General features: G+C 56.7%; 19 protein-coding genes and 1 pseudogene. 4 read left to right on the plus strand and 16 right to left on the minus strand.

Translation table 11 applies throughout. From position 1 onward, the window contains the following. Positions 1 to 150 precede the first annotated feature (150 nt). The 5 genes from ACF8FG_RS20600 to ACF8FG_RS20620 all read right to left on the minus strand — a co-directional run bounded on the left by ACF8FG_RS20600 (position 151) and on the right by ACF8FG_RS20620 (position 7342). Positions 151 to 1176, minus strand: coding sequence for a putative 2-aminoethylphosphonate ABC transporter substrate-binding protein (locus tag ACF8FG_RS20600; RefSeq protein WP_392519167.1), 1026 nt, complete (start codon positions 1174 to 1176; stop codon positions 151 to 153). A gap of 18 nt (positions 1177 to 1194) precedes the next feature. Then, positions 1195 to 2919, minus strand: a complete 1725-nt coding sequence (locus ACF8FG_RS20605) for a putative 2-aminoethylphosphonate ABC transporter permease subunit (RefSeq protein ID WP_014592748.1) — start codon at positions 2917 to 2919, stop codon at positions 1195 to 1197. Between the two features lies 1 nt (position 2920). Continuing rightward, positions 2921 to 3979 carry a putative 2-aminoethylphosphonate ABC transporter ATP-binding protein gene (locus ACF8FG_RS20610; protein ID WP_014592749.1) on the minus strand — a complete coding sequence of 353 codons (1059 nt, stop codon included), beginning with the start codon at positions 3977 to 3979 and terminating at the stop codon, positions 2921 to 2923. 231 nt (positions 3980 to 4210) lie between these two features. Next, positions 4211 to 5080, minus strand: coding sequence for a LysR family transcriptional regulator (locus ACF8FG_RS20615; RefSeq protein ID WP_019439124.1), 870 nt, complete (start codon positions 5078 to 5080; stop codon positions 4211 to 4213). Between the two features lie 9 nt (positions 5081 to 5089). Continuing rightward, entirely contained in the window at positions 5090 to 7342 is a 2253-nt protein-coding gene (locus ACF8FG_RS20620; RefSeq protein ID WP_119713198.1) for a heavy metal translocating P-type ATPase, read from the minus strand. A gap of 83 nt (positions 7343 to 7425) precedes the next feature. On the opposite strand from ACF8FG_RS20620, the gene cadR reads away from it, so the two are divergent. Continuing rightward, complete coding sequence (gene cadR, locus ACF8FG_RS20625; protein ID WP_019439122.1) at positions 7426 to 7869, plus strand: cadmium resistance transcriptional regulator CadR; 444 nt, start codon at positions 7426 to 7428, stop codon at positions 7867 to 7869. 118 nt (positions 7870 to 7987) lie between these two features. Here the strand turns inward: cadR and ACF8FG_RS20630 are convergent. Both ACF8FG_RS20630 and ACF8FG_RS20635 read right to left on the minus strand, forming a co-directional pair. Next, a pseudogene (locus tag ACF8FG_RS20630) lies at positions 7988 to 8308 on the minus strand (thymidylate synthase); the annotation flags it as partial. A 415-nt stretch (positions 8309 to 8723) separates the two neighbouring features. Further along, positions 8724 to 9365, minus strand: a complete 642-nt coding sequence (locus ACF8FG_RS20635) for an HD domain-containing protein (protein WP_286954286.1) — start codon at positions 9363 to 9365, stop codon at positions 8724 to 8726. A 189-nt stretch (positions 9366 to 9554) separates the two neighbouring features. On the opposite strand from ACF8FG_RS20635, the gene ACF8FG_RS20640 reads away from it, so the two are divergent. After that, entirely contained in the window at positions 9555 to 10529 is a 975-nt protein-coding gene (locus ACF8FG_RS20640) for a GlxA family transcriptional regulator (RefSeq protein ID WP_286954288.1), read from the plus strand. Positions 10530 to 10906: 377 nt separating this feature from the next. Here the strand turns inward: ACF8FG_RS20640 and ACF8FG_RS20645 are convergent, their stop codons facing one another. The 6 genes from ACF8FG_RS20645 to ACF8FG_RS20670 all read right to left on the minus strand — a co-directional run bounded on the left by ACF8FG_RS20645 (position 10907) and on the right by ACF8FG_RS20670 (position 19114). Continuing rightward, positions 10907 to 12424, minus strand: coding sequence for an amino acid ABC transporter permease/ATP-binding protein (locus tag ACF8FG_RS20645; RefSeq protein ID WP_286954289.1), 1518 nt, complete (start codon positions 12422 to 12424; stop codon positions 10907 to 10909). A gap of 57 nt (positions 12425 to 12481) precedes the next feature. Further along, positions 12482 to 13312, minus strand: coding sequence for an ABC transporter substrate-binding protein (locus ACF8FG_RS20650; RefSeq protein WP_286954290.1), 831 nt, complete (start codon positions 13310 to 13312; stop codon positions 12482 to 12484). Positions 13313 to 13958: 646 nt separating this feature from the next. Beyond that, positions 13959 to 15287: an MFS transporter gene (locus ACF8FG_RS20655; protein ID WP_312352423.1), complete on the minus strand. Its 1329-nt coding sequence runs from the start codon at positions 15285 to 15287 to the stop codon at positions 13959 to 13961. A gap of 217 nt (positions 15288 to 15504) precedes the next feature. Continuing rightward, positions 15505 to 16665 (minus strand): Xaa-Pro peptidase family protein, encoded by a 1161-nt coding sequence (locus ACF8FG_RS20660; RefSeq protein ID WP_312352422.1) that lies wholly within the window; start codon positions 16663 to 16665, stop codon positions 15505 to 15507. 38 nt (positions 16666 to 16703) lie between these two features. After that, on the minus strand, positions 16704 to 17933 hold the full coding sequence (locus tag ACF8FG_RS20665) for a Zn-dependent hydrolase (protein WP_312352421.1): 1230 nt from the start codon (positions 17931 to 17933) through the stop codon (positions 16704 to 16706). Next, a complete protein-coding gene (locus tag ACF8FG_RS20670) occupies positions 17930 to 19114 on the minus strand; it encodes a diaminopropionate ammonia-lyase (protein WP_312352420.1) in 1185 nt (394 codons plus the stop codon). Before ACF8FG_RS20670 ends, ACF8FG_RS20665 begins: the two co-directional genes overlap by 4 nt. 114 nt (positions 19115 to 19228) lie before the next feature. Between ACF8FG_RS20670 and ACF8FG_RS20675 the strand changes: the two genes are divergently transcribed. Both ACF8FG_RS20675 and ACF8FG_RS20680 read left to right on the plus strand, forming a co-directional pair. Further along, positions 19229 to 19702, plus strand: a complete 474-nt coding sequence (locus ACF8FG_RS20675; protein WP_312352418.1) for an Lrp/AsnC family transcriptional regulator — start codon at positions 19229 to 19231, stop codon at positions 19700 to 19702. A 259-nt stretch (positions 19703 to 19961) separates the two neighbouring features. Then, entirely contained in the window at positions 19962 to 21416 is a 1455-nt protein-coding gene (locus ACF8FG_RS20680; protein ID WP_392519169.1) for a hypothetical protein, read from the plus strand. A 155-nt stretch (positions 21417 to 21571) separates the two neighbouring features. On the opposite strand, the gene ACF8FG_RS20685 is transcribed toward ACF8FG_RS20680, so the two are convergent. From ACF8FG_RS20685 to ACF8FG_RS20695, 3 genes are all read right to left on the minus strand, one after another. Next, positions 21572 to 23080 carry an acetyl-CoA hydrolase/transferase family protein gene (locus ACF8FG_RS20685; RefSeq protein ID WP_312352428.1) on the minus strand — a complete coding sequence of 503 codons (1509 nt, stop codon included), beginning with the start codon at positions 23078 to 23080 and terminating at the stop codon, positions 21572 to 21574. 856 nt (positions 23081 to 23936) lie between these two features. Continuing rightward, a complete protein-coding gene (locus ACF8FG_RS20690) occupies positions 23937 to 24296 on the minus strand; it encodes a histone-like nucleoid-structuring protein, MvaT/MvaU family (RefSeq protein WP_312352427.1) in 360 nt (119 codons plus the stop codon). A 705-nt stretch (positions 24297 to 25001) separates the two neighbouring features. Beyond that, entirely contained in the window at positions 25002 to 26285 is a 1284-nt protein-coding gene (locus ACF8FG_RS20695) for an MFS transporter (RefSeq protein WP_181074412.1), read from the minus strand. Positions 26286 to 26318: the final 33 nt, after the last annotated feature.

Here is a 26318-nt window from a genome sequence, read left to right on the forward strand (position 1 = left end):
GGCGGCGGCAACGGTGAACGGCGGGTGGAGATTGGCCAGCAGGACCGGCCCTTTCGCGGGTGAACCCGCTCCTACGACGGGCTGTATTCCACTGTCCCCGTGTAGGAGCGGGTTTACCCGCGAAGAGGCCAGCCCTGCAACAGTGAAGCGTTACTGCTGGGCCACCTTCTCCGACTTGCCGTCATAGCGCTTGCGCCATTCGGCCAGAATCTGGTCGCGGTTTTTCGAGGCCCAGGCAAAGTCGTTCTTGATCAACCGCTGCTCATAATCCGCCGGTAGCTCGGTCTGCGGCTTGGCGATGCCCGGCGCGGCCAGTACGGCGAAGTTTTCCTTGTACAGTTCCATGGCCGCCGGGCTGGCGGAGAAATCGGCCAGGCGCTTGGCTGCATCCGCCTTGGGCGAGCCTTTGATCACTGCGGTTGCCTCGATCTCCCAGCCCAAGCCCTCCTTTGGCAGCAAGATGTCCAGCGGCGCGCCTTGGCGCTTGAGCTGAACGGCCGGGTATTCGAACGAAATACCGATCGGAAACTCGCCCGCCGCCGCCAGCTTGCACGGTTTGGAGCCGGAATGAACGTACTGGCCGATGTTCTGGTGCAGCGCATCCATGTAGGCCCAGCCCTGCGGCTCGCCAAAGGTCTGCAACCAGGCACTGACATCCAGGAAGCCGGTGCCGGACGAGGCCGGGTTGGGCATGACGATCTTGCCTTTGTACTCAGGCTTGGTCAGGTCCTGCCAGCTCACCGGTTTGCTCAGGCCCTGTTTCTCGGCCTCGATGGTGTTGAAGCAAATGGTGGCGGCCCACACGTCCATGCCGACCCAGGCTGGCGGGTTGGCGGCGTCGCGATAATTGCCGGAGATCTTGCCCAGGTCCTTTGGCGCATAGGCTTCGAGCATGCCGTTCTGGTCGAGGATGGCCAGGCTCGATGCCGCCAGCACCCACACAGCGTCGGCTTGCGGGCGCTCTTTCTCCGCCAGCAGCTTGGCGGTGATGATACCGGTGGAATCACGCACCCACTTGATCTCGATATCCGGGTTGGCTTTCTCGAAGGCCTGCTTGTAGGTTTTCAGTTGCTCGGCTTCCAGGGCGGTGTAGACCGTCAGTTGGGTATCGGCGGCCGAAGCCTGCAGGCTGAACACAGCGGAAACGGCAACGGCAAGTGCAAGGTGCTTGTGCATGGGTAGGTTCCTTACAGGTCAGACGGTCGCGGCGCGTTGGCGCCAGGCTTGGGAGCGGCGCAGCAGGCCGCGCGAGGCTGCAGCCAGCAACAGTGAAGCGCCGGCACTGGTCAGCAGGATCAAGGTGGACATGGCGGCGGCACCGCCAACGTTGCCGGCGTCGTCCATGTTCAGCACGGCAACGGCAGCCAGGATGGTGTCGGGGCTGTACAGAAAGATCGCTGCCGACACGGTGGTCATCGCCGATACGAACAGGTAGCGGATGATGTCCAGCAGTGCCGGCAGGCAGATCGGCACGGTCACCCGCACGAAGTGCCTGTACAACGGCGCCTTCAGCGACAGCGCGGCGGCCTCGAACTCGCCGTCGAGTTGGCGCAGGGCAGTGGTCGCGGTCATCTGCGCGGTGGTCAGGTAATGGGCAATGGTGCACACCACCAGCAACCCCATGCCGCCGTACAGCACATGCAGCGGGTTGCCGTTCAGGTTGAAGAAGAATACGTAGCCCAGGCCCAGTACCAGGCCCGGCACGGCCATGGGGATGAAGCTGAGCAGGCGCAGCGCATGGTTGAGCAGACGTTGGCCTTGGGTCTTCTCCATAAGGTAAGCACCGGTGAAGATCACGATGCTGCCGATCAGCGCGGTGCCAATGGCCATGGTCACGCTATTGCGGTAGGCCAGCCAGCCGCCACCGGCAGTGTCTTCGAACATGTAGTGGCGCAGCGACAACGACAGGTTGTAGGGCCAGAAAGTGACCAGCGAGGAGTACACCGCCATACCGATCACCACCAGCAACGCCGCGCACACCAGCAGCACAATGGTCAGGAAGCAGGCATCGCGGCCGCGTGACGGCTTGGGTTCGAACACCTGGGCACGGCCGCCCATGGCCTCGCCCTGGCGTCTACGCAGCCAGGCGTCGACGGTAAAGCTGAACAGGGCCGGCAACAGCAGCACCATGCCGATCAGCGCGCCACGGCCGAACTGTTGCTGGCCCACCACCGCCTTGTAGGCTTCCAGCGCCAGCACTTGATAGTCGCCCCCCACCACGACCGGTACACCGAAGTCTGTGATAGTCAGCGTAAATACCAGGCAAAAAGCCGCGAACACCGCCTGGCGCGAGGCCGGCCAGGTGATGCTGGTGAACGCACGCCACGAGCCTGCCCCCATACTGTGGGCCGCATCGAAGAGGCGAGCATCGGCCAGTGACAGTGCCGACAGCAGAATCATCAGCGCATGCGGGAAGGTATAGATGGCCTCGCCCAGCACGATGCCCCAGAAACCGTAGATATTGTCGCTGAGCAACCCGCGCAGCAGGCCCTGGTTGCCAAACAGGTAGACCAGGGCGATGGCCGGCAGCATCGACGGCGCCAGTAACGGCAGCAGCGAAATCCCCCGCCACAGGCCCTTGACCGGGATCAGCGTGCGTTGCAGGGCATAAGCGAACAGATAGGCCAGTGGTACCACAATGGCCGCGACGGTGAAGGCCACCGACAGACTGTTGCCCAGCAACCAGTGGAAGTTGTCGCTGGCGAACAGCTCACGGGCCGCCAGCAGGCCACCACCCTGGCCCGCTTCACCGCTGAAACCACGCCAGAAGATCGCCAGCAACGGCATCAGCACGGCCAGCACCAACAGGATCAGCAGCAGGCTCTTGCCACCGACGACGAACAGCCGGTCACCCAGGGCGAAGCCAGCACGCGGCGCGGCCTTGGCCTGGCTCAATGGCAGGGACATTGGCGCGGCCATCTCAGGCAAACACCTGCAGGCTCTGCGGCGGCAACGCCACCCAGATGTCCTGCGAACCCAGGCGCGGCATGGCCTCGGGGGCCAGCTCGGCCAGCAGGGCATGGCCTGGCAGGGCCTTGAGTTCAAAGCTCATGCGGCAGCGGTTACCGAGGAAGGTGATTTCGCGGACCATGGCCGGGAACAGGTTTTCTTCGTGCACCACCGGGTTGACCGTGATCGCTTCCGGGCGGCAGAACAGCCGGCCACTGCTGGCCTGGGCTGAACCCGGCGCCAGGCGCATGTTCATGTCGCCGACCTGGGCATGGCTGTCGCTGCTGCGCTGGAACGGCAGCCAGTTGCCCTGGCCGACGAACTCGGCCACGAACGGCGTGGCCGGGTGGTCGTATATTTCCTGCGGGGTGGCGTACTGCTCGACTTGGCCGTTGTTCATCACCGCGATGCGGTCGGCCATCAACATGGCCTCGTCCTGGTTGTGGGTAACCATCAACGTGGTGATGCCCAGTTGGCGCTGCAGCTGACGCAGTTCGGTGCACAAGTGCTCGCGCACCCGGGCGTCCAGCGCCGACATCGGTTCATCGAGCAGCAGCAGCGATGGCGACGGTGCCAGCGCGCGGGCCAGGGCCACACGTTGCTGCTGGCCACCGGAGAGCTGGCCTGGGTACTTCTTCTCGCTACCCGACAGGCCTACCAGTTCGAGCATTTCGGCCACCCGCTGGCGGGCCTGCTCCCGACCACTGCCCGACAGGCCATAGGCGATATTGGCTTCGACGGTAAGGTTGGGAAACAGCGCGTAGGACTGGAACAGGATGCCGTAGTCCCGCGCCTGGGGGGATAGATCGGAGATATCGCGTTCGCCGATGTACAGCGTACCGCGATCCTGGCGCTCCAGGCCGGCAATGCAACGCAGCAGCGTGGTCTTGCCACAGCCGGATGGGCCGAGCAGGCACACCAGTTCGCCCGCAGCGATGTCCAGCGAGACATCGTTGAGCGCCGTAAAGGCACCGAAGCACTTGTGGATGTTGCGCACTTTAATCTGTGCGCCGGGGGTGGTGTGGTTCATGGCATGGCCTCATCGAAGAGATGGGGCCATGCTAGGCAGGCTGTGCGAAGGTTCTGTGGCTTAAAGGCAAAAGCCGATGATAGTGGTATAGGTAGATTTAGTAGTGGCCTGTACCGGCCTCTTCGCGGGTAAACCCGTTCCTACAACGGCATGCATGTTCGCGGAAAATGCAGGCACGCGGGTACGCTGAAATGTAGGAGCGGGTTTACCCGCGAAGAAGCCAGCAGAAATCTAGAACTGCGAACCGGCCACTTCCTGCGCCACCCCCAGGAATGCCGCCGGCAACCTGGCCTGGCGCCGTTCCTTCAGGCAATACAGGTACTCGTGCATCACCGGCGCATTTTCCAGCGCCAGCACCCGGAGTTCGGGATTGTGCGGCACCTCATGGCGGGCAATCACGCTGATGCCGATATTGCGCAGCACCGCTTCGCGGATCGACTCGCGGCTGCCGATTTCCATCATGGCGCTGGCCTTGACCCCGGCCTCCTGCATCATCTGCTCGGTCAGCTTGCGTGTGGTCGAGCCCTTCTCGCGCATCAGCAGGCAATGCCCCGACACCACCTCGATCGACACCGTCTGGCGATGGGCCAGCGGGTGGTTGCGGTGCACCGCCACCACCAAAGGATCAGTACCCAGTATCCGCCGCACCAACCGTGCGTCCTCCACCCATTGCGACGACGCGGCAATGTCCACCCGGTAATCCTCGAGCATTTCCAGCACTTGCTGCGAGTTGCCGATCTCCACCGCCACTTCAACCCGCGGCAAACGTTCGCGATAGATCTTGACCAGGTCGAGAATGTAGTAAGGCGCAGTGGCCGCAATGCGCAGGCTGCCCTGGGCCTGACCACTGTTGCGCAGCTCGAACTCGATGTCGGCTTCCTGCTGCAGCAGCGCCTTGACCATCGGCAGCAGGCGTAAGCCCTCCTCGCTCAACACCAGGCGCCGCCCGCCGCGGTAGAACAGCTCCACGGCGTACTGGCCTTCCAGGCTGCGGATCTGCGTGGTCACCGTGGGCTGGCTGAGGCCAAGCTTCTTCGCCGCCTGGGTAATGCTGCCCAGACGGGCCACCATGTAGAAGGCCTTCAGCTCGGAACTCAGCATGTACGTCCTCTATTTGCGCAAAAGGCGCAAGCCGTTGAACACCACCAGCAAGCTCACGCCCATGTCAGCGAACACCGCCATCCACATCGTGGCCATGCCGGCGAAGGTGATCGCCAGAAATATCGCCTTGATGCCCAACGCCAGCACGATGTTCTGCATAAGGATCGCCGCACTTTGGCGCGACAGCCTGACGAAGGCCGGGATTTTGCGCAAGTCATCATCCATCAGCGCCACATCGGCCGTCTCGATGGCGGTGTCGGTGCCGGCAGCAGCCATGGCAAAACCGATTTCGGCGCGGGCCAGCGCCGGGGCGTCGTTGATGCCGTCACCGACCATGCCCACCCGATGGCCTTGGGCGTACAACGCCTCAATGGTTCTCAGCTTGTCGGCCGGCAACAGGTTGCCCTCGGCGCGGTCGATCCCCACCACGGCGGCAATGGCCTGCGCAGTATGCGGATTGTCACCGGTCAGCATGACAGTCTTGATACCCAGCTGATGCAATTCGGCAATCGCCTGACGGCTGCTGTCCTTGACCGTGTCGGCCACAGCGAACAGTGCCAGTGGCCCGGAGCGGTCAAGCAGCAGGACCACGGTCTTGCCCTGGCGCTCCAGCGCATCCAGTTGGGCCTCCAGCGCTGGTGAACACAGCCCCAGCTCCTCGACCAGGCGATGGTTGCCCAAGTGGTAGACCTCACCGGCGATGACACCACGCACGCCACGCCCGGCCAGCGCAACGAAGTCACTGACCTCGCTCAAGGCCAGGCCTTGCTGCTTGCCGAACTCGGCAATAGCGCGGGACACCGGGTGGTCCGAACGCTCGCCCAGGCTGGCCGCCAAGGCTTGTGCGCGGTCTTCGAACAGCGGCGTCAGCACCTTGGCGTCGGTCTGCACCGGCTTGCCATGGGTGATGGTGCCGGTCTTGTCCAGGGCCAGGAAATCCAGGTGGCGGCCACCCTCCAGATACACGCCACCCTTGATCAGGATGCCTTTGCGCGCAGCGGCGGCCAGGCCACTGACGATGGTCACCGGGGTCGAGATCACTAGCGCGCATGGGCAGGCCACCACCAGCAGCACCAAGGCGCGGTAAATCCAATCGAACCAGGCGCCAGCCATGAACAGCGGTGGTATCAGCGCCACGGCCAGGGCAATGGCGAACACCACCGGGGTGTAGATACGTGAGAAACGGTCGACGAAGCGTTGGGTAGGCGCCCGCGCGCCCTGCGCTTCCTCCACGGCCTTGATGATCCGCGCCAGGGTCGACTGCCCGGCAGCGGCGGTGACGCGAAACTCCAGCGCCCCCGCCTGGTTGATGGTGCCAGCGAACAGCTTGTCGCCCACCCCCTTCTCCACAGGCAGGCTTTCGCCGGTAATCGGCGCCTGATCGACGCTGGATTGCCCGCTGGTCACTTCACCGTCCAGGCCGATACGCTCACCGGGGCGCACCCGCACCAGTGCGCCGACGGCCACCTCACGCACGTCCAGCTCGCGCCACTGGCCATCGGCCTGCTGTACGGTGGCCATGTCCGGGGTCAGTTGCATCAACCCGCCAATGGCATTGCGCGCACGGTCCAGCGAACGCGCTTCGATCAGTTCGGCAACGGTGAACAGCACCATCACCATAGCCGCTTCCGGCCACTGGCCGATCAGTACCGCACCCGTCACAGCGATACTCATCAGCGCATTGATGTTGAGGTTACGGTTTTTCAGGGCAATCCAGCCCTTCTTGTAGGTACCCAGGCCGCAACCGAGGATCGCTGCCAGTGCCAGGCCCGCCACCATCCATTCCGGGGCGAGTGCAGCAAAGTGCACGATTTCGGCGGCGATTGCGGCAACACCCGACAATGCCAGTGGCCACCAGCGGGCCTTGGCCGGTTGTGGCACGCTGACGCTGCCGTCGTCCTGGGCGGCAATCGGCTCGGCCTTCATGCCCAGGCTGTCGATAGCCCGCTCGATATCGGCGGTGCCGTCCAAGGTGTGGCGCACGCCAAGTACGCGGTTGATCAGGTTGAATTCCAGCTGTTCGATACCGGCCAGCTTGCTCAGTTTGTCCTGAATCAGGGTCTGCTCGGTGGGGCAGTCCATGGCATCGATGCGGAAACGACTGAGTTGTGCCTGGGCACTGGCCGTTTCGCTCAGTTGCACCAGCGGCGGCACGGCTTTGGCGCCGCAGCAGGTGTGAGCGTGGGCAGCATGGCCATGGTCGTCATCGCCATGAGCGTGATCGTGCGGATGCTTGTGTTCGTGGCTGACAGGCTGGTTCATGGGGTCATCCTTAAATTGAGCCTGTTGCCAAGTGAACACCCTGTAGCCACTATAGGGTCAAGCCACTTGCTGGAGATTTCGTGATGAAGATCGGAGAACTGGCCAAAGCCACCGACTGCGCGGTGGAAACCATCCGCTACTACGAGCGTGAAAACCTGCTGCCAGAGCCGGCGCGCAGCGAGGGCAACTACCGGCTGTACACCCAGGCCCATGTGGAGCGGCTGACCTTCATCCGCAACTGCCGCACGCTGGACATGACCCTGGACGAAATTCGCAGCCTGCTACGCCTGCGCGACAGCCCCGCCGACGCGTGCGGCAGCGTCAATGCGCTGATCGACGAGCATATCGAGCATGTTCAGGCGCGGATCGATGGCTTGGTGGCATTGCAGGAGCAACTGGTGGAGCTGCGGCGGCGCTGCAACGCGCAGGGGAGTGAATGCGCGATCTTGCAGCAACTGGAGACAAACGGGGCGGTATCGGTGCCGGATACCGAGCATTCGCATGTGGGGAGAAGTCACGGGCATTGAGCCAAAAGCTTCGCGGGTGAACCCGCTCCCACAGGGACCGCGCACGACTTAGGCCTGTGCAGTACCCTGTAGGAGCGGGTTCACCCGCGAAGAGGCCAGTTCAAACAATGAAGATCTATCAGACCGCCATCGGCGCTGTCATCGGCGCATGGTGCTCATAGCCCTCCAGCCAGAAATCACTCGGCTCGATCTTCTCCAGCCACTCCGGCTCGTATTTGCCAGTCTCGGCAAACGACGGCACACGGTCGCTGATGACCAGCTTCGGCGCCTCCAGCGGCTCGCGCTTGAGCTGCTCGTTGAGCATGTCCAGGTGATTTTCATACACATGGGCATCGCCGATGAAGTAGGTGAACCAGCGCGGTGTATAGCCGGTCAGGCGACCGAACAGCGACAGCAGCGCCGCGCCTTCGGTGAGGTTGAACGGCGTGCCCGGCCCAATCCTACCCCCACTTCGATGCACATTACGTCGAGAATCTATACCCACCAAGCGATTGAGTAGTTGTGCATTTTGATTAGTGCACACTACCGCCTACCTGCCACATTTTAGCTGAAAGGAGCGAATGTCAATACGCACGTCGGTCGCTGCTTTCAATGACTCGCGTCCATTCACTATCACCGCAAATGGCTCAATGCGCATCCTCAGATCCATTTCAGAGACTCATACCCAGCCGCTTGGCTATTCGGTTGATCAGCCGCCCGTGCCAGATCGAAGAATCCCTCAAACACATCAGCATGTCGACCCATGTGTCTCTCATCAGTTGGTACCGAGCTGGGAGCATATATAGGTTGAGATTTGGCCGTGTTCCCCACCACCCCATTCCAGAAAAAACAGCCTGGGTACCCAACCTTGCCGTTTAACTTGGCCAGCAGGACGCACGAATGATGCTGCAGAAGTTTTCGCGTTTGAAGCTTGGGTCCTTATCAGCGATCACATCAGCCTTAACGTTCCCAAACGTGGTCTGTGCTTTGTGTGAGATCCCATCGTAGAACGTCTGGATGATAGCCTCTTTAAAATGGTCACCTCGGGGATGCGCTTGAACCACGGAGTCGCGGACATTCGTGTCCAGGTGTTCATGGTGAAAACCCAGAACATCCGTCTCGACGCCGGCAGTTAAAAGTGCGATGAGCGGATGCATGTGCTCAGGAATCCCGGGGGTGGTGTGTAGCGCGATGGCAGTCCACACTCGCTCGACATCGCGCTCATTGATGCCGTGACTTTCAAGGAAGCTGCGCGCCACGTTGGCACCGTCTACCTCAAAACGGCAGCATTCGCTGCTGTGCTCGTGAGCCAAACCCATGTCATGAAACATACATCCCGCGTAGAGGAGTTCTGGATCGTATTTCAGACCGAGCCTTTTTCCGGCAAGAGCCCCGAAATAGAAAACACGACTCGAATGATGGAAGAGAAGTGGCGAGACACTGTCCCTAACCAGCTCAGTAATTTCCCGAGCCATTTTGCTGTCGGGCACCTGAATACCATCAATTGCATTGAACATAGCGAGTCCTAGCTTGTGGAGGTCCAGACAGTTTGGCGAGCACCAGGATCGTCCTCAATTGACTTGGTGCTTCAAAAACTGCCATTTCCAGCTTCCCACGGACTCGGGTGTTGTTCGCTGAATAGCGTCCTGCTATTCCTTGCTCAATCGCTTCGCCTTGTAGGCTCCTCAATGACTTTGAGAGGTACCGTGCCCAACACTACCCGTACGATCGCCATCCTTGCCCTGCCAAACGTTCAGCTATTGGATGTAGCCGGCCCTGTGGACGTTTTTGCCGAAGCCAATCACCGAATCGGATGGCAGGCTTATCGACTTCTTGTCCTCTCCACAGAACCAGGCCCTGTGGTTAGCTCGTCAGGAACACGCTTAGCTCCCGACGGACGCATAGGCGGAGACATTGGGCCCATTGATACGCTGCTCGTCGCGGGCACTCCCTATGCGGCTGCTGAGCAATATCTAAGGCCGGGAATTTTTGAATGGCTGCGAAATCAGGCACACCTCTGTCGTCGTTACGGATCCATTTGCACCGGAGCATTTGCGCTAGCTTCTGCAGGTCTGCTGGATGGACGTCGCGTTACCACTCACTGGGAGGTTGCTGATGAGCTAGCAAAGCGCTTTCCGCTCATTGAAGTAGAGGCTGACGCCATCCAGGTGCATGACGGCAATCTTCGAACCGCGGCTGGTGTGACCGCAGGATTGGATCTTGCTTTATCTCTAGTTGAAGAGGACCTGGGCTCTGCTGTTGCAAAGGAAGTCGCTAGTCATTTGGTAATGTATTTCAAGCGCCCGGGCGGGCAACTGCAATTTAGCCGGCGAGGAGAGTTTTCACCGTTAGGACGGTCCGCCATACAAGCATTGCAGCGATACGTAGCAGCGAATCCCGGAGAGAATCATGAGGTTGAAAACCTAGCGGCCCGGGTTGGGTTGAGTGGACGTCATTTCGCCCGCGTGTTCCGTGAAGAGGTTGGTATTACCCCTAGGGCGTGGGTGGAGCTTGCACGTATTGAAGCGGCACGTGCTCGTCTTGAGCTCGGTGTCGATGCCCCTAAACAGGTTGCTGCCATGTGCGGCTTTGCCAATGCCGATACATTGCGACGCGCATTTCAACGCCATTTCGGCATCTCGCCTGCTGAGTACCGCAAACGACATGGTCGTTCGGCGTGAAGCAGTCACACCGGCTTCGATGTACTGTCCTACGCCCCAGAGCCGAATGCAAAAAAGGCACCCAAGGGTGCCTTCAATTTGAGGAGTAGTCGCAGCGATCCTTTAGCTCCTGGCCTTACGACCTTGGGTTCAGAATCCGACCGGCTCTGCCCGTCGTCCCTACTTCAGAGAAACCAGTATTCTCTGCTGCCACAATTGCGGGGGGGCTTTTACTGGTACCCAGTCCCGACGAATGCGCAGTTGCAGTCCTCGGCTAAAAGGCTATCCGAGGAGGCACGCTTGTTCAATCGCATATGATGAGTTGAGAACGATGCGCTGTGCGAGAGGGGAGGCAGGTATCTGCCATCCCTACCAGAGCCGCCCAGCTACAGCTGATCTCATGCGGCTACCTTCACTGCTTCCATGAATTTCTGAAGGCGGACTGAATCGGTCCCTTTCAGTAGCTCTTTCGGCGGCGCGTCGTAGATGACCTGGCCGCTTTCCATGTAAACCACTCGATCAGAAACGTTGAATGCGAAATTCATCTCGTGGGTGACGATGACCATCGTCATACCTTCCTCGGCCAATTGAGTGATGACCTTCAACACCTCGTTCACCAACTCGGGGTCCAGTGCTGATGTCGGCTCATCAAACAGCATGACCGCGGGCTCCATCGCCAAGGCCCGGGCAATGGCGACGCGCTGTTGCTGCCCGCCGGACAGCTGATGCGGGTACTTGTTTGCGTGTTCGGCTAAGCCGACTTTGGCCAGCATTGCGAGGCTCAACTGCTTGGTGGCCTCGCGGGTGTCGTGATGATGGTACAGGGGAGCCATCATCACATTGTCCAGGACTGTGCGGTGGGCAATGAGGTTGAAGCTCTGGAACACCATCCCGACATGAACGATGCGATGTGGATCCTGTTGAGCCTGTTTCTCACGCGCATTTTCGGTCCCCGCCAGGAACGGTTCACCCTGCAGGAGCACAGCCCCTTTGTTCAGTGCTTCCAGGCCGTTCAGGCAACGAATCAAGGTGGTTTTCCCTGATCCGGATGGGCCGATGATGGAAATGACCTCGCCCCATTTCACTTTGAGCGAAACGCCTTTGATGACTTCATGTGAGCCGTAGGACTTACGTCCCTCCACCAACTCAAGAGCGTATTCGCCTTTCTGCTCCAGCTTCAGCGCTTTGGAAGGAGAAGCAGGTTTGACCGCGGCTTCCGACAGTTTCACTACACCAGGCTGGCGGCGGGTGATGTCCAGCTTCCGCTCAAGCGCTTTAAGCAGGAAACCAAAGACTGTGACAATGAGGACGTAGAAGCAAGCCACCGCTGTCAGCGTTTCGAGAATTAGGAAATTTTGGGTGTACAGGCGTTGGCCGACCAGCAAGATTTCACCAAGGGAGATGACTGAAACCAGCGAGGTCAGCTTAACGATCGTGATGTACTCGTTGATCAGCGTGGGTAAGGCAATCCGGAATGCTTGAGGGACGACAATCAGTCGCTGGATGCCTACGTAACGAACCCCGAGGGCCTTCCCGGCTTCAACCTGTCCACGGGCTACCGAGAGTAAACCGCCACGATGGATCTCTGCGATGTACGCCGCTTCGCTCAGGACCAGAGCGACCAAGCCTGCAATGAAGGGATTGCCCAGGAAGCCACTGGTGCCGGGGAACACCTGGGGAATGTTGAAGATGAATACCAAGAGCACCAGCAGCGGCAAGCTGCGGAAGAACCAGATGTACAGCCCTGAGACACCGCTCACGACTTTGTTCGATGACTGTTTGCCAAGGGCCAGAACGAAGCCCGCGACAATGCCGAGTAGCCATGTGGTGACACTCAGCTCAACGACTGTCCATGTTGCGTTCCAAAACGCAGGCTCGGCAAACAGGCTCAGTATATAAGTCCAATCGAAAGACATAATAAACTCCTGCAGGCGGCGAAGTTTGGCCGCCCTGTATTGTTATGGTCGAGTTATTTACTTGCCTGCATATGCTGCGGCGATGTCGTCCTTGGTTGGTTCTTGCAAGTTGTAGCTTGAAAGCAGTGCCTGGTATTCGCCGCTTTCTTTCAGCCGTTTAAGTTGCTCTTCAAGCGCAGTCGCCAAGGCAGTGTTTCCCTTCGCGACACCCAAACCGATGACAACGGGTTCGATAATGGCTTTAGACGTGATTTCCAGCCGCCCTTTGGTTTGCTTGATTAGCATCTGCGAGACGGCAGCATCTTCAAACTGTACGTCAGCTGCTCGGGAGAGGAGTGCTTGAGCAGCGACTGGTGACGATTCGTACTCTTGGACAGCAATCGCACCTTTGCCGGCTGGGAGGCAATGATCATTCGATAGTTTTGCCAGTGTTGGCACCCAGGCAGCGCCTTTAAGCGACGCTACCCTTTTTCCGCACAAGTCATTCACGGTTTCCGGGCGGAAATCGCTGCCCTTAAGGACCATCAATGACCCACCAGTTTTCAGGTAGGGCACGTAGTCGATCTGCTTTGCGCGTGCCGGGGTGATGTACAGCGCGGATGCAATGACGTCGTATTTTCTGCCTGACAGGCCTATAACCAAGTTGGCGAAGCGTGTGTCATCAATGCGCGGCGTGAGGCCCATCCCTTTGGAAATCTTGGCCATCAGCTCGGCATCGAATCCCGCTGGAACGTTCTTGTCATAGTAATCGAATGGGGCCCAGGTAAGATCCGAGCCGATGGCGAGAACACCCGGTTGGAGGGTTGGGACCTCTTGGGCACTTGCATTGATCGCTACTGCGCCGAGTGCGCTTACCAGCAGAGCATTGAGAACTTTTGAGATTCGCATGATCGTAATCCTGAATGAAAGGGATTGTTAGGTTGCGCTGGTGGGCGCTCCACTACATATTCCTTTTAGGTAAACATTGAAAAGCACGAAGTGCCTCAAAGCGCCAAGCTCGTAATAGTGAAATCCATGGTTAACTCCAAGTGTTGTAGCGGCAGTCATTCAAATAGCTCCTGCAGGCCGTCATTAAAATCGGTCGCGCCGCGAGGCGGCTGAGAGAGCTGGAGTCGAACGGTTTCTGTTATTTTTATATTTGCCCCTGTTATGGGAGTAAAAATGGACATCTTTACGTGCGCTGGCCGAAATCAGATTCCTGAGTTTCTGCTGATTCCGCTGCTTTGTGTCTCCCTGATTCACTCAAGATGATCATTGATTGTCGGATGAGTCTCTGCCCTAGCTGGCTTATTGTCGGCTGAAAACCACCCTTCAAAGATAATATACGCCTACAGAAACCATAAAAGGTCTCTCATATCGAGCCTTCAAAGAGAAAATTTCTCTCCGTGATATGCCAATCATTGAGTTTTTCATAGGGGTGGGACGGCGGAGGCTGGAATGAGGGATGCCGTCAGATGAGAACAATCAACGGCCGACCGGCAAGACAAAGGGGCGCATAAAGCGCCCCTGTGGTGATACCCATAATCTCAACAACTTATGCCAGCGCGCTGGCCTCCTGCAGATTCAACGATCTGGTCTCGGGTGCAAGGAGTACGGCGACTAGTAGCCCGACGAAAGTAATGCCAGCGGCCACCATCATAGTGATCGAGACGCCCAGGGAGCTGAGGGATACCGGGACTAGGTATGTTCCCACAGCCGCGCCAATCCTGGAGAAGGAAGTGCCAATACCGACTGCGAAAGATCGAATTTCTGTCGGGAAGATCTCGTTGGGATAGACAAAGGTCAGCACTTGGGCCCCACCAATGAAAAGGGCATAGCAAGAGAAGAACAGGATGACCAAGTAACCTGAGCTCGACTGGAAACCTGCCAGACCAACCAGAGAAATGCCCGCAAGCAGGAAGCTGTAGATCATCGTGTTTCGACGGCCCAAGGTATTGAGGCACTTCGTAGCAAAGATGCACCCTATGACGAAGAACACAGTGATCACAATCGATCCAATGGAACCTGCATCATTATCTAGCTTCAGAGCCGATAGAACCTTGGGCGCAAAAGCATAGACAGCGAAGACAGGTAGCATTGCGCAGGTCCAAAAGGCCACGACGAAGAACATGCGTTTGCCATACCCTGCGGACAGGATGCTTTTCAGTGGCAGGCGAGCGTTCGTGCTGTCTTCGCCAACGTTGTCGATGGTGAAGTGGCTGCCATAGATTTTTTTGACCAGGACGGTGGCTTCATCTTTTCTTCCCTTACTCAGAAGCCAACGCAGGGACTCGGGAGTACCCAGGCGCATCGAGAACAGAAGTCCGCCAAGAACTGCCCCGCTTGCCAACACCCACCGCCACGCTTCGTCCCCGCCAACGCGGAGGATAACCTCACCGAACAGGTAGGCTGCAGCAGCACCTGCGAACCAGCACGTGGAAAGAGCTGCAAGCCGCGGGCCTCGGTTTTTACGGGGAAGGAATTCAGCCAACATGGCTGTAGCAGCCGGATACTCGATGCCTACACCGATGCCGATCACGATTCGCCAGAAAAACAACATCTCGGCGCTGTTCGCGTAAAATTGGCCAATGGATGCGATAAGGAAGATGATCGGGCTCGCGTAGAACAAGCGTTTACGGCCTAGGATGCTGGTAAGCCAACCGCCGATCAAACCACCAGCGAAAATGCCGATTAGACTCGATGCTGCGATCATGCCCTGCCAGAAATCGCTTAATTGTAAGGCTGCGGTGGCATGTAAGATGATGACTCCGATGATGCTGAGTACATAGCCGTCTACAAAAATCCCGCCTGCAGCACTAACTGTAAGGCGTTGATGGAATTTTTGAATAGGCACATCTTCAATTGAAACAGTAGGCATTGTCATTGTTGTTCCTTTGTTTCTAACGCTTATGGACTGTTAGCACTGGCTCGCACATTGAGTGCGTAGGTGGTGCAGTAAATTCAATTCGCGGTGTGCCGCAACCCACATGTCGTGGATGTGGGCGGGCACGTACTGCTCACCAGCCAGATTCCAGCCCATCCATTGGCTGGAATTAGCAAGGGGGTAGGCCTTGGTGAGGCCTACGGGGGGATCGGGTGTATCAGTTGTTGATGATCACCATCTCGCGTGGAGCGCGGCGGGTCAGAATGACTGGGCCCGAGCTGGTGATATGGATGTTTTCTTCGTGGACCAGCATCTTGCCAGGCGCGTATTCCATGCCCGGTTCGATGGTGATGACCATGCCTTCGCGCAGTACGGTGTCATCAGTTGGCATGTGAGATGGTGGCTCGGTCAGTTGCAGCCCCAAGCCGTGGCCCAGGCGCCCGACGTTGTTGCCGAGCATGCCTGCTGGTTCCAGAACCCCCATCATGGCTTTCCAGAGCTCAGACACTTTTGTGCCTGGGCGAGAGATCGCGAAGGCCGCTTCGGTGGCATCCCAGATCGCTTCGTTCGCACGCAGTGCGGCGTCGTCGACTTTGCCGAAACCGAAGTTGCGGTCGAAGTCGCAGAAGTAGCCGTTGACCGTGGCGCCGACGTCGATGATCAGCACATCGCCGTCTTCGATGACACGGTCGCTTGGGCGCGAGATAATTTGCTCATAGCCACCGCGACCGGAGGCTGCGGCCATGAACGGCAGGGCATGGGCACCGCCTTGGATGATATCCACCGAAAGAGCTTTGCTGATGGCCAGTTCGGTTTGGCCGCAGCGGGCGTGGCTTGGCAGTTTGTCGAAGGCGTCGCTCACGATGGTGCAAGACTGTCGGATGTACTCGACCTCTGCCGCCGATTTGATCGCCCGGACATTCCAGATGCACGGAGAGCCGTCAACCAGGTCAACGCTACCCAGCTTGTCCTTGAGCAGGAAGAGGTCATTCACCGGCATGCGGATAACCGATTCGCGACCCATCTCCATGCCGATGCGCCCGAAGCGACGCGACAACGACAACAGGGTGTCGCTGAGCAGGGTAACGCCGTCATCGGTGGGACGAGGAGCTGGCCAGCTCAGTGTTTTACCGATCCAGGCGCCTTGCAGCAGAGGGGCACCGATTTCTGGTACCACAGCGATGCACTCGCCTTCGGCTGGGATGATGAAGAACCAAGGGCGCGTCGGGCTTTCCCAGAACTGGCTGTCGAAACCACTGAAGTAGCGGAAGTTTGGTGGCGAGGTGACGAGCAAGGCATCGAGTCGATGCTGGCTCATCTCTGCTTGCGCACGGGCTACACGGCTTGCAAATTCTTCACTGGAAAATGCGATGTTCATGACCTATACCTCCAACGGTTTTTATTGTGCTTGGATCACTATTTGGATGTAGCTAGCGTCCACATTGCGTTAGTCAGGATCTGAGCGCCTAAGACGAGGTCTTCGTCTGGAGTGCTTTCTTTCGGGTTGTGGCTAATTCCCTTACTGCTTTGTACGAACACCATGGCTGACGGGCAGACCTTCGCGATCATCTGAGCGTCATGACTTGCTCCGGACACCATGCGCATATGGGAAGCACCAATCTGTTGGGTGGTGTCCTCAAGCAAGTCGCAAAGCTTGGCGTCGAACTGAACGGACAGGGCCTTCGAAAGGCGCTGCAGTTTTACTTCGTACCCAAGGCTTTGCAGTCTTGACGTCTCATTCCAAAGCCAGGCATCAGCTTTTTGAAGCTGGTTATCGTCAGCGTCTCGGAAGTCGATCGTGAACTTGGCTCTACCGGGCACAACGTTGATTGCGTTAGGTTCAAGGGTGAAGGTGCCGATCGTTGCAACGTTTGGCAGCCTCTCGTGGGCTGATAGTTCCTCGATCTTGCAGGCCAGTTGCATTGCCACTACCCCGGCGTCTTTTCGCAAGTACATTGGGGTGGTACCGGCATGGTTCGCACACCCCTCAATCTCAACTTGCCACCACGAGTGGCCCTGGAGTGCCTCGACAATGCCCACGCGGGTTTGAGTAGACTCCAGGACCGGACCTTGCTCGATATGGAGTTCGAGGAAGGATTCCGGGAGAAATTTCCAGGGGTCGACCTCGCCGGCATAGCCGATACGGGCAAGCTCTCCATGGAAGGTCTTGCCGTCGCGAGTGGACACAGCCAAGGCCTCGTCCAACGCGATGTCCTTGGCGATAACGCGAGATCCCAGAAGGTCGGGCGAGAACCTCACTCCTTCCTCGTTACTGAAAACGACGACTGCCAGCGGTTTAGTCGGTTGTAGGCCGGCATCGCTGATTGCCTGCAACAGCTCGACGCCTGCAACCACTCCATAGCAGCCATCCAACAAACCAGCTCGGACCACTGTGTCGATGTGCGAGCCGGTCATGATTGGTGCCGACGCTACCGAACCGCCTACGACGCCGTAAATGTTGCCGATCTTGTCGACATGGACAGTGGCTCCCGCTTCGGAGAGCCAGGTCGCGATCAGGTCGCGCCCCAGCTTGTCTTCGTCCGAGAGGGCAAGGCGAGTACCGCCACCGGCGGGCAGGCCGCCGATTTGACCCAGCTCCTGGAGGCGCCCCAGCAGGCGCTCACCATTTACGATTGGGCTTTTCATGGCAGCGCCTTGGCCTGGGCCAGAAGCTGAGCGTACAGTTCGGGGTCGGTCGCGCCTTCAGTGTTGATCACCAAAGCGACCGAATCTTTGTTCAGTCCCAGGGACTGCTTGGCTTCAGGGTGAGCCAAGGCCACCAGCAGACCACCGAGAGAAGCAGCACCGCTTTCACCGCCCTCGACTACCGGATCCGAAGTGCCTTCGCGTGCCATTGCCGCCATGGCATACAAAGCATCTTCGTCGCTGATGGTCATGAACGCAGTGGCAGTCTCCTGCAGAATGCGCCAGGCGACCATGGATGGCTCATAGCACTCCAACATCGCCATCACAGTCGCTTCACCGTGATCGATCTTCGTGGCCACACCTTTGACCGCACTCTCGTAGATGCAAGCTGCTTTCTCAGGCTCGACGACCACAATTTTCGGCGCCAGGTCGCCGTATACCGACGTCAGGTATGCAGCCAGAGCGGCAGCGAATCCACCCACGCCTGCTTGAAGAAACACGTGGGTCAGGCTGCGACCGCTAGTTTCCACCTGCTGGACGATTTCATCGGCCATCACCAGATAGCCCTGCATAACCCAAGTAGGGATCTCTTCGTAGCCGGGCCAGGAAGTGTCGGAAACAACAATCCAACCGTTCTTCTGAGCGGCTTCGGTTGCGTAGGCAACGGAGTCGTCATAGCTCCCGGCCACACGCTGCACGTCCGCGCCCAGCGACGCGATTGCATTTGCGCGGCTTTCGCTCACGCCCGCATGCACAAAGATGACCGAGCGGCAGCCGGCTACCTTACAAGCTGCAGCAACAGAGCGGCCATGGTTGCCGTCTGTAGCGCAGGTGATGGTGAGCGATTGGGCAACCAATTGAACCTCTGGGCTCAGAATTTCCTGCGGTGCCACCTTACGGCCGAGGCGTTTGCCGGCCTCCTGCAGGATCACGCGGACCACTGCATGAGCACCACCGAGGGCTTTGAAGCTTTTCAGGCTGGAACGGCGGCTTTCATCTTTCACAAAAATTGCGCCGACGCCTTGGTTTTGGGCGAGTTCCTGGAAGCTCAGAAGAGGAGTGACGTCGTAATCGATGCACTCAAGGTGGCTTCGAACTTCTTCCAGATGGGCAGATGTAAATGGCTTCAAGGCTGCTTGAGCTGCTTCAGTCCTGACATGCTCGTTCTTGTTGTATCGCATTTCGGAAACACCTTTTTTGCATGGGGCTTGAAGAGAATATATGCTCGCTCAAGGCATAAAGGGTCTCTGAATCAGCCATCAAAACGATAAAAATTCTCGCCTCAGGTGATTTCTATGACAGTCGAAGCCTCCCAGATAGACGCGTTTGATCGGCACCTTCTTGAGCTTGTCCAGCGGGATAACCAGATGCCCATGCGTGAGCTTGCAGAGCGTGTGAACCTCTCGTTGCCAGCCGTAGCAAGAAGGCTTCAGCGGCTTAGAAAGAGCGGAGTGATAATGGGGGATCGAAGCGTCCTGTCTCCGGATCACGTGGGGATCAACACCACCGTCATCGTGAACGTTTCCGTATTGAGTGAGGTGATCGAGGACCTGGATGCGATCCGCCAGCGGTTCCTTGAATGCCCTCAAGTGCAGCAGTGCTACTACGTTACAGGGGATATCGACTTCATCCTGATCATCGCCGTGAAGGACATGAAAGAGTACGAGAAGCTGACCAGGGAGCTTTTCTTCGAGGGAGGCAACGTAAAGCGCTTCATGACATTCGTTGCCATGGACAGGGTGAAGGTCTCGCTTGATTTGAAGCTCTAAGCTGTGGCGTGGCCGCTGCTATCAGCAGGTGGAGGCGAAGTTTGGTGAATTTACTCTACTGTTCAAAACCTCATCGTTGGTATTGCCGGCATGAAATTGGTTAAGCAAATTCTCAAGCTGACCAGACTGAATATACCCATCAGAAGCGGCTCTTCTGCAGGGGCAGCAAATTTTTCGGTTAACAGAATCTGTTCGGGCTGCTGGCATTGATCACGTGGCAGTGAAGCTGAATTCATATGAAATTAGGGGCGTTTGACTCATGCTGGCAGTTAAGATAAAGCTAACGCATTGGCTTTTAACCTTTTCCTCGAAATTTCCATGGCTTGTGCCAAGTCTACTACGATTTGTCGGCAAGGATTATGGAAGGCAAGAAAGTGAAACGATGCGAAGGATTTATCTCGAGGAGAACCGTACTGTAACTGCAAGCATGTTTGATGGCAAAATTAGCTGGAAAGGGATTAGCTTTATATCAGAGATTAGGCGCGAGGATCTGAGAAGGGTTCATAAGTGGATGAGCGGTCAGTCGCGCGCTGCAGGCAATTACAGTTCGTACCACGAACAGGGAGTAAAGAGTAAGGACTTAGTTGGTGCCGGCTATAATAACCTAGGGTATGTATCTTTCGATCGCCCATCTATGTTTTCTGTTGGTACGATTAGCATTTCTGCTGCGCTTCCTAAAAGTTGCTATATTACTCTTCTTAGATTGAAGAATGGGGCTTGTTATATTTCCCTTTATGTCGACTTCAGCGAGGATGTTAATTCTCGAGTCTTTGATGTTGACGTTAGGCATATTAAGCGATATAGCATTTTCCAATCTTTTAATCCGCTTTCTCCAAAATTTGCACTAATTGAGAGCCATGATAGAAGATCTGTCATTGAAGAGTACTTATATCGAAAGGCAAACGAAGTTGTAGACGAGGCGAATCAAGCAGTCAATACGCTTCTAGATGTCTGGGGTCTAAAATTAAAACTGCATAATTTTTCAACAGTTGCGGATTTCTTTAGGGAGGGTTCAGGGTCGTATTTTTGCGATTCCTCCTCACCGCAAGACGAGGAATCCGACGCTCATGTCATCATTGATCGTAGCAAAGGCCGATTCCTCACTAGCGCCCTGAGTGAAGATCCAACGGAGGAGTATATTGAGAACTATATCCCCAAAGACCTTGGTGTTGACGCGATTTATTTGAAAAGTCAGGTCTCATCGGAGGTGGAACCTTTTGATCGCTACGATTGTAAATCAATTGGAGTAACTGATAGTTATAGTTTCGCACTGATTCTAGTGGCAATATACTCACAGTTCAAGCGCTGCACGCATGAGGTTAGCCCGGTATTTATAAGTTTTAATAAGAAAGTAGAGCGGGACCTGAAAAGATTGCTGGATGCAGAGCTTGAATTGAATATTGTCGAGGAGAGGCTGTCGGCGGTTGAGGATGGTCTGCATTGGTGTGAAGAAAGCTTTAAAAAGTTTATACGCGGCCGTATTTCCGGAATTCGATCCCATGTATCCTCGCTTCGAGGCAGTATAGAAAAGCGTAGAAACTTAAATGATGGAAAGCTACAGGTTAAGAACTTAATCTGGATGAGACGTTATTCTGTTATGGTGTTTATTTTGGTTCTCGTGCAGATTGCTTTGTCGCTGCTAAATGTGGATTGGACTGACGATGGCAGAAGTAAGAATCCAATTTATATTAATTTATTTCATGATGAAAAGTGAATTTAGGGATGGCAAATTGGTTTTTCACTAGAATCATTGATGGACGAAATTTTTCACGGGCTGAGGCATCTGAGATGCAAGGCGTGGCCGCTGTGCTTTAAAGGTTGAGAAACAGATGCGCCGCAAGGTAACGGCGCATCCATTGGTGGAGTCACTTAGGACAATTGCTTGGAGGTCAGCATGTGTCCTTCGTCGCGCAGATTTACATGGAGGTCGAAGCACTCCTCTAGCAGATGCGGCGTTTGCCCGCCTACCAGTTTGCAGGCACGGTCGAAGTACTTTTGCAGCACCGGTCGATAGTCTGGGTGGACACATTTCTGGATGATTAACTGGGCACGTTCTCTTGGTGCCAGACCACGTAGGTCGGCAAGGCCCTGCTCGGTAACCAGGATGTCGACGTCATGCTCAGTGTGATCGACATGCGCAACCATCGGCACCGCGCTGGAAATCTTCCCGTCCTTTGCAATCGATTTAGTGACGAATATCCCCAGGTGAGCGTTGCGAGTGAAGTCACTGGAACCACCCAGGCCATTCATCATGTGGGTGCCTCCGACGTGGGTAGAGTTGACGTTGCCGTAGATATCGAACTCAAGTGCAGTGTTGACGCTAATTGTGCCGAGGCGGCGAATGATTTCGGGATGGTTGGAGATTTCTTGCGGACGTAGCACCAGCTTGTCTTTGTACCTGTCCAGGTTGGCCATGACGTGGTGACACATACGCTCGGACATCGTGAATGAGCAGCCAGAGGCCCCGATAACCTTGCCAGCATCGATCAGTTCGAAGGTGGAGTCCTGTAGCACTTCGGAGTACATGGTCAAACCACTGAAATGTGATTTCTTCAAGCCGCTCATAACAGCGTTGGCGATGGTGCCGACACCAGCCTGAAGTGGCAGTAAGCTCGCGGTGAGGTTTCCCCGCTCTACCTCCATCTCGAAGAAGGCGATCAGGTGGTCGGCGATACTTTCGGTCTCGGCGTCCCCGGGCTGCACGACAGAATATGAGTCTTCCTTGTCCGTAACGATGATCGCGGCAATTCGGGCTGGGTCTACCGGAATGTAGGTAGACCCGATGCGGTCTTGGCTTGTTGAGAGCGGGATAGGCTCGCGGTTCGGGCGCTTGACCGGCAGGTAGATGTCGTGCAGGCCTTCCAATGCGGCAGGATGGGCCAAGTTCAACTCCACGATCACTACATCAGCCTGCTGGACGAAGCTGGCAGAGTTGCCGGTAGAGGTTGTGGGCACGATTCCGCCGGTCTCGGTGATTGCGCAGGCTTCAATGATGGCCACGTTGATCTTGGGTAGGCTACCTGAGCGCAACTCTTCCGCGGTATCGGATAGGTGTTGATCGATATACATCACCTCACCCTTGTTCAGGGCCCTGCGAAGGACGGTGTCAGACTGATAGGGCATGCGTCGGGCCAATAGGCCGCTCTCTGCCATGAGTCCATCCATCTCGTTACCCAAACTGGCACCAGTGATGAGGGTGATCTTCAGCTCTTCATGCCGGGCGCGTTCGGCCAACGCTAATGGCACTAGCTTGGCCTCGCCTGCACGGGTGAACCCGCTCATTCCCACGGTCTGACCATTTCGGACCAGTTTGGCGGCTTCTTCAGCGGTGGTGATTTTCTCGCGCAGATGCGCCAGGCGGATTCGATCTGCATACAGGGACACAAGCGGTTCCTCACTACGATTTTTGGGTGCAGGCTGCCCGTTGGAGTTGCCGAAAAGGCCGCCACGTTCTTACGTGTTCGATGTGGTGTTACAGGGGGAGAGCTAATGCTGATCAGTACTCAGTGCGACGTCGCAGCGACTCGCTCCAATGGGCACCAGCGGATTAGCGGGTCCAGCAGCGGGTAGGCAGTACTTCCCGCAATTGCCCTGAGTTCGGGGATAGGGGACGATTCGGCAGTTGATTCGCCATCTGTTTTTACCAACATCGGACTATCACCGTGCTTTGGCTGGTGAGCTATTTTCTGGCGCGTAAACACCCGGCTTCAAACGGCGTAAAACGTCGAATCCTGCCGAAAACGGACTGAGCGAGACATAAATGTGGTGCGTTTAGACCTTAGTATTAGCCCTTTTTGCGGGTGCAGACCGGACGGTCTGAGTTCGTTGTACCGCAAGCTATCCAAGAGAGGGGCGTCAAACCGAAGACCATTGTTGTCTCCGAATCAAGCTGTTGAGGGGTGTCTGAAGATGGTGTGATTTGAGTGCATTGGCAGAGGGGTGAACAGGCGTAAACCCCCGAAAAACAGGGCGTTGTAAACTAGTTTTTTTCACTGTAAACCACAGTGGTTTACAGTGAAAAAATTAGGTTTACACCGGTACCTTGAAAAGGGCCTTGGATGCTCTGCTGCCAGCATCGTCCTGACGGGCTTTGGCCTGCGAGAGCTCTGTCTACCTTGTCCGCAAGATCTGAGTGTCACCACCACCCCAAGAAAATTTCATCGCGCCCCCAAAATGGAAATTTTCATTTGGGGCGCTGACATTTTATCTCGTGCCAGAAGCCCTCGGTCTCCTATTAGCTAACGAGCCAAGACTCGACTACGTCGGCACCATACTCGTTTTTCCAGGCCTTGAGTGTGCGCTGATTACCACCTTTGGTTTCAACGACCTCATCGCTGTGTGGATTCTTGTAGACTTTCACCACACGCGCTTTCCGAAGACCCTTCGGGGCAATCGGAGCGGAAGCCACCGCTTGCGGATCGAGGATAAGCACCACTTGACGTAGGCCATAGCCGTACTCGTTGAGCAAGGCGCGAAGCTTTGTTTCAAATTCCATTTCCTGCTTCAGGGAGGAATCATTTTTCAGCGCTTCCAGCTCGGCCAGTTGAGCAGCGAGTTGTTGTTCTAGCAGGCGAAATTCAGCAAGACGGGACATAGAATTCTCCAGATGGTATTCAGTGATTTTAGCAATCAAAAAAGAGAGCTTGCCACAGTGACCGGCGCTCAAGATCGCGTCCGCTTAAAATACACCGGCATCATCGGCCTTAATGCAGAAATTCGAAAGGTGGGTTCGCCGGACGCTTAACCATGGGCGCCCCACCGTTAGTCAGTTACCGATCAGTAAGGTGTGAGGCGTGCGAGTCCTTCAGTCCAAGCGTCCCAAGAGTTGACTCCTTTCGCCAAATCGATCATCTGCTCTATGTCTACACCTCGGGCCATAGACTCTGAAACCTGCTGATCGAGCCAATGAGATCTTAAGTTTTTAAGTCGCTTGCGTAGCACCCCAGCGAGATAGGCCCGCCTTCCTTGAAGAGCCCCTTGTAGCGATACGAGCATTTTCGACAGAGCCGGTAGATCGTAATCGGTCTCGGGGTTGAAGTCAGGGCTCTTCATCAAAGTGTCTAGGCCTTGTAGGAAGCGGGCTGCACCATATCGATTCGCCAAGTGCGTAATTGCATGGACTTGACCACCCATTTGCATTCGACTTGACCACCCATTCGCATTCGATCTGACCATCGAGCGGGGTGGTGCTGCATTCGTAGGTTGATAGTAGGGCTTGGCTAAGCCAGATTGAACGAGACAGGGCCGGATCGTGCCGTGTTTTTCCATTCTTATCCGAGCAGCACCTTGACCCCTAACACTAGAAAACGCTGTTCATCCGAGCGAGAAAAAGAGTTCCGAGTGCCATTAGCAATCCTGCAACAGCGAACGCGAATGTTGGGGACGCAGCCGTCCAAAGGATGCCGACCGCCACGCTTGCGATTAGCTTGGCGCTGCCATTGACCGTACCCAGCGCGCCGTAACTGATTGTAAGCGTCTCAGCCTGAACCATGTCGGCGGTTACGGTCGATTCCAGCGTTTCCTGCGCGGCCATGTACACCCCCGCGACGAAGAAAATTATTCCCCAAAATGCTAGGCCTTGGGCATTTGTCCAAAACGCCAGTGCGGCAAGAATTGCTGTCAATGTTCCGAGCATATATCCCAGAACCAGCATTCGCTGCGATCCGAATCTGTCTGCCAGTAATCCTATGGGATAGGAAACGCCCACCTGAACGACGTTACGCCATACGTAGAGGAGTCCTGCTGTCTGAGCGGCTGGAATCACGCCCATCGCAGGCGTCAGCTGCTGCGTCGCGGCGAGGATCAATAGTGAATGGGAAAAGTCGCCAGCGCCGAAGATCCCGACTGCGCCAAGGTATCGCTTGAATCTCATTGGAAGTGCACGCAATGACGCAAAGAACTTCAGCTCGGGATTTCTTGATTGCAGTGGGTCATGGACGAGCACCAGGAAGGCGACCACCGCCAGTGCTCCTGGAATGATACTGAGCCATAGCACAAGACGAAAAGGGCCAGTAGCATCATCCCAAGGCAGTGTCTGAGCCCAGCCCAGTACGGCGACGCCCAATAGCGGGCCAATGACAGCTCCAACAGTGTCCATGGCCCGGTGAAATCCGAACGCTCGGCCTCGGGTTGAAGGCGTAACGGCTTGGATAACAATCGCATCACGCAGTGGGCCGCGCAGCCCCTTACCAAACCAAGAGACCAATCGGCCCACCATGATCAGTGGCCATCCCAGCGCCAAGGCCAGAAACACCTGTCCAAGCGGAGTCAGCCCATACCCAATCATGACCAGCAGCTTACGATGGCCCAGCTTGTCGGCGATGAAGCCTGAGAACATCTTGGTGTAACTTGCCAGCGCGTCTGCGCAACCTTCAATGATACCTAGCGCCGCCGGAGGAACACCAAGCACCGCCATAAAGCCCGGCAGGATCACGGTGGTGGTTTCGTAGCAGAAATCGCCCAGCGCGCTGGTGATTCCTGCTCCCACCACGGTTTTGTTCAGCCAGCCGTCTTTCCCATTCTCTATCGGATGCTCGGTTTGCTGCGGTGCCTCATGATGCGCTTGCTGTGCCCGATTCTGCATGCTTGAACTCCTATAATACGGTGCGTCCAGCCC

The sequence above is a fragment of the Pseudomonas sp. YQ_6 genome (assembly GCF_043103245.1).
Classification (GTDB): Bacteria; Pseudomonadota; Gammaproteobacteria; order Pseudomonadales; family Pseudomonadaceae; genus Aquipseudomonas; species Aquipseudomonas alloputida.

What these genes read in the sequence shown, in the direction of transcription:
- ACF8FG_RS20600 (WP_392519167.1), bottom strand. Translation starts at nt 1,176, where the DNA reads ATGCACAAGCACCTTGCACTTGCCGTTGCCGTTTCCGCTGTGTTCAGC.
- ACF8FG_RS20605 (WP_014592748.1), bottom strand. Translation starts at nt 2,919, where the DNA reads ATGGCCGCGCCAATGTCCCTGCCATTGAGCCAGGCCAAGGCCGCGCCG.
- ACF8FG_RS20610 (WP_014592749.1), bottom strand. Translation starts at nt 3,979, where the DNA reads ATGAACCACACCACCCCCGGCGCACAGATTAAAGTGCGCAACATCCAC.
- ACF8FG_RS20615 (WP_019439124.1), bottom strand. Translation starts at nt 5,080, where the DNA reads ATGCTGAGTTCCGAGCTGAAGGCCTTCTACATGGTGGCCCGTCTGGGC.
- ACF8FG_RS20620 (WP_119713198.1), bottom strand. Translation starts at nt 7,342, where the DNA reads ATGAACCAGCCTGTCAGCCACGAACACAAGCATCCGCACGATCACGCT.
- cadR (WP_019439122.1), top strand. Translation starts at nt 7,426, where the DNA reads ATGAAGATCGGAGAACTGGCCAAAGCCACCGACTGCGCGGTGGAAACC.
- ACF8FG_RS20635 (WP_286954286.1), bottom strand. Translation starts at nt 9,365, where the DNA reads ATGTTCAATGCAATTGATGGTATTCAGGTGCCCGACAGCAAAATGGCT.
- ACF8FG_RS20645 (WP_286954289.1), bottom strand. Translation starts at nt 12,424, where the DNA reads ATGTCTTTCGATTGGACTTATATACTGAGCCTGTTTGCCGAGCCTGCG.
- ACF8FG_RS20650 (WP_286954290.1), bottom strand. Translation starts at nt 13,312, where the DNA reads ATGCGAATCTCAAAAGTTCTCAATGCTCTGCTGGTAAGCGCACTCGGC.
- ACF8FG_RS20655 (WP_312352423.1), bottom strand. Translation starts at nt 15,287, where the DNA reads ATGACAATGCCTACTGTTTCAATTGAAGATGTGCCTATTCAAAAATTC.
- ACF8FG_RS20660 (WP_312352422.1), bottom strand. Translation starts at nt 16,665, where the DNA reads ATGAACATCGCATTTTCCAGTGAAGAATTTGCAAGCCGTGTAGCCCGT.
- ACF8FG_RS20665 (WP_312352421.1), bottom strand. Translation starts at nt 17,933, where the DNA reads ATGAAAAGCCCAATCGTAAATGGTGAGCGCCTGCTGGGGCGCCTCCAG.
- ACF8FG_RS20670 (WP_312352420.1), bottom strand. Translation starts at nt 19,114, where the DNA reads ATGCGATACAACAAGAACGAGCATGTCAGGACTGAAGCAGCTCAAGCA.
- ACF8FG_RS20675 (WP_312352418.1), top strand. Translation starts at nt 19,229, where the DNA reads ATGACAGTCGAAGCCTCCCAGATAGACGCGTTTGATCGGCACCTTCTT.
- ACF8FG_RS20680 (WP_392519169.1), top strand. Translation starts at nt 19,962, where the DNA reads ATGCTGGCAGTTAAGATAAAGCTAACGCATTGGCTTTTAACCTTTTCC.
- ACF8FG_RS20690 (WP_312352427.1), bottom strand. Translation starts at nt 24,296, where the DNA reads ATGTCCCGTCTTGCTGAATTTCGCCTGCTAGAACAACAACTCGCTGCT.
- ACF8FG_RS20695 (WP_181074412.1), bottom strand. Translation starts at nt 26,285, where the DNA reads ATGCAGAATCGGGCACAGCAAGCGCATCATGAGGCACCGCAGCAAACC.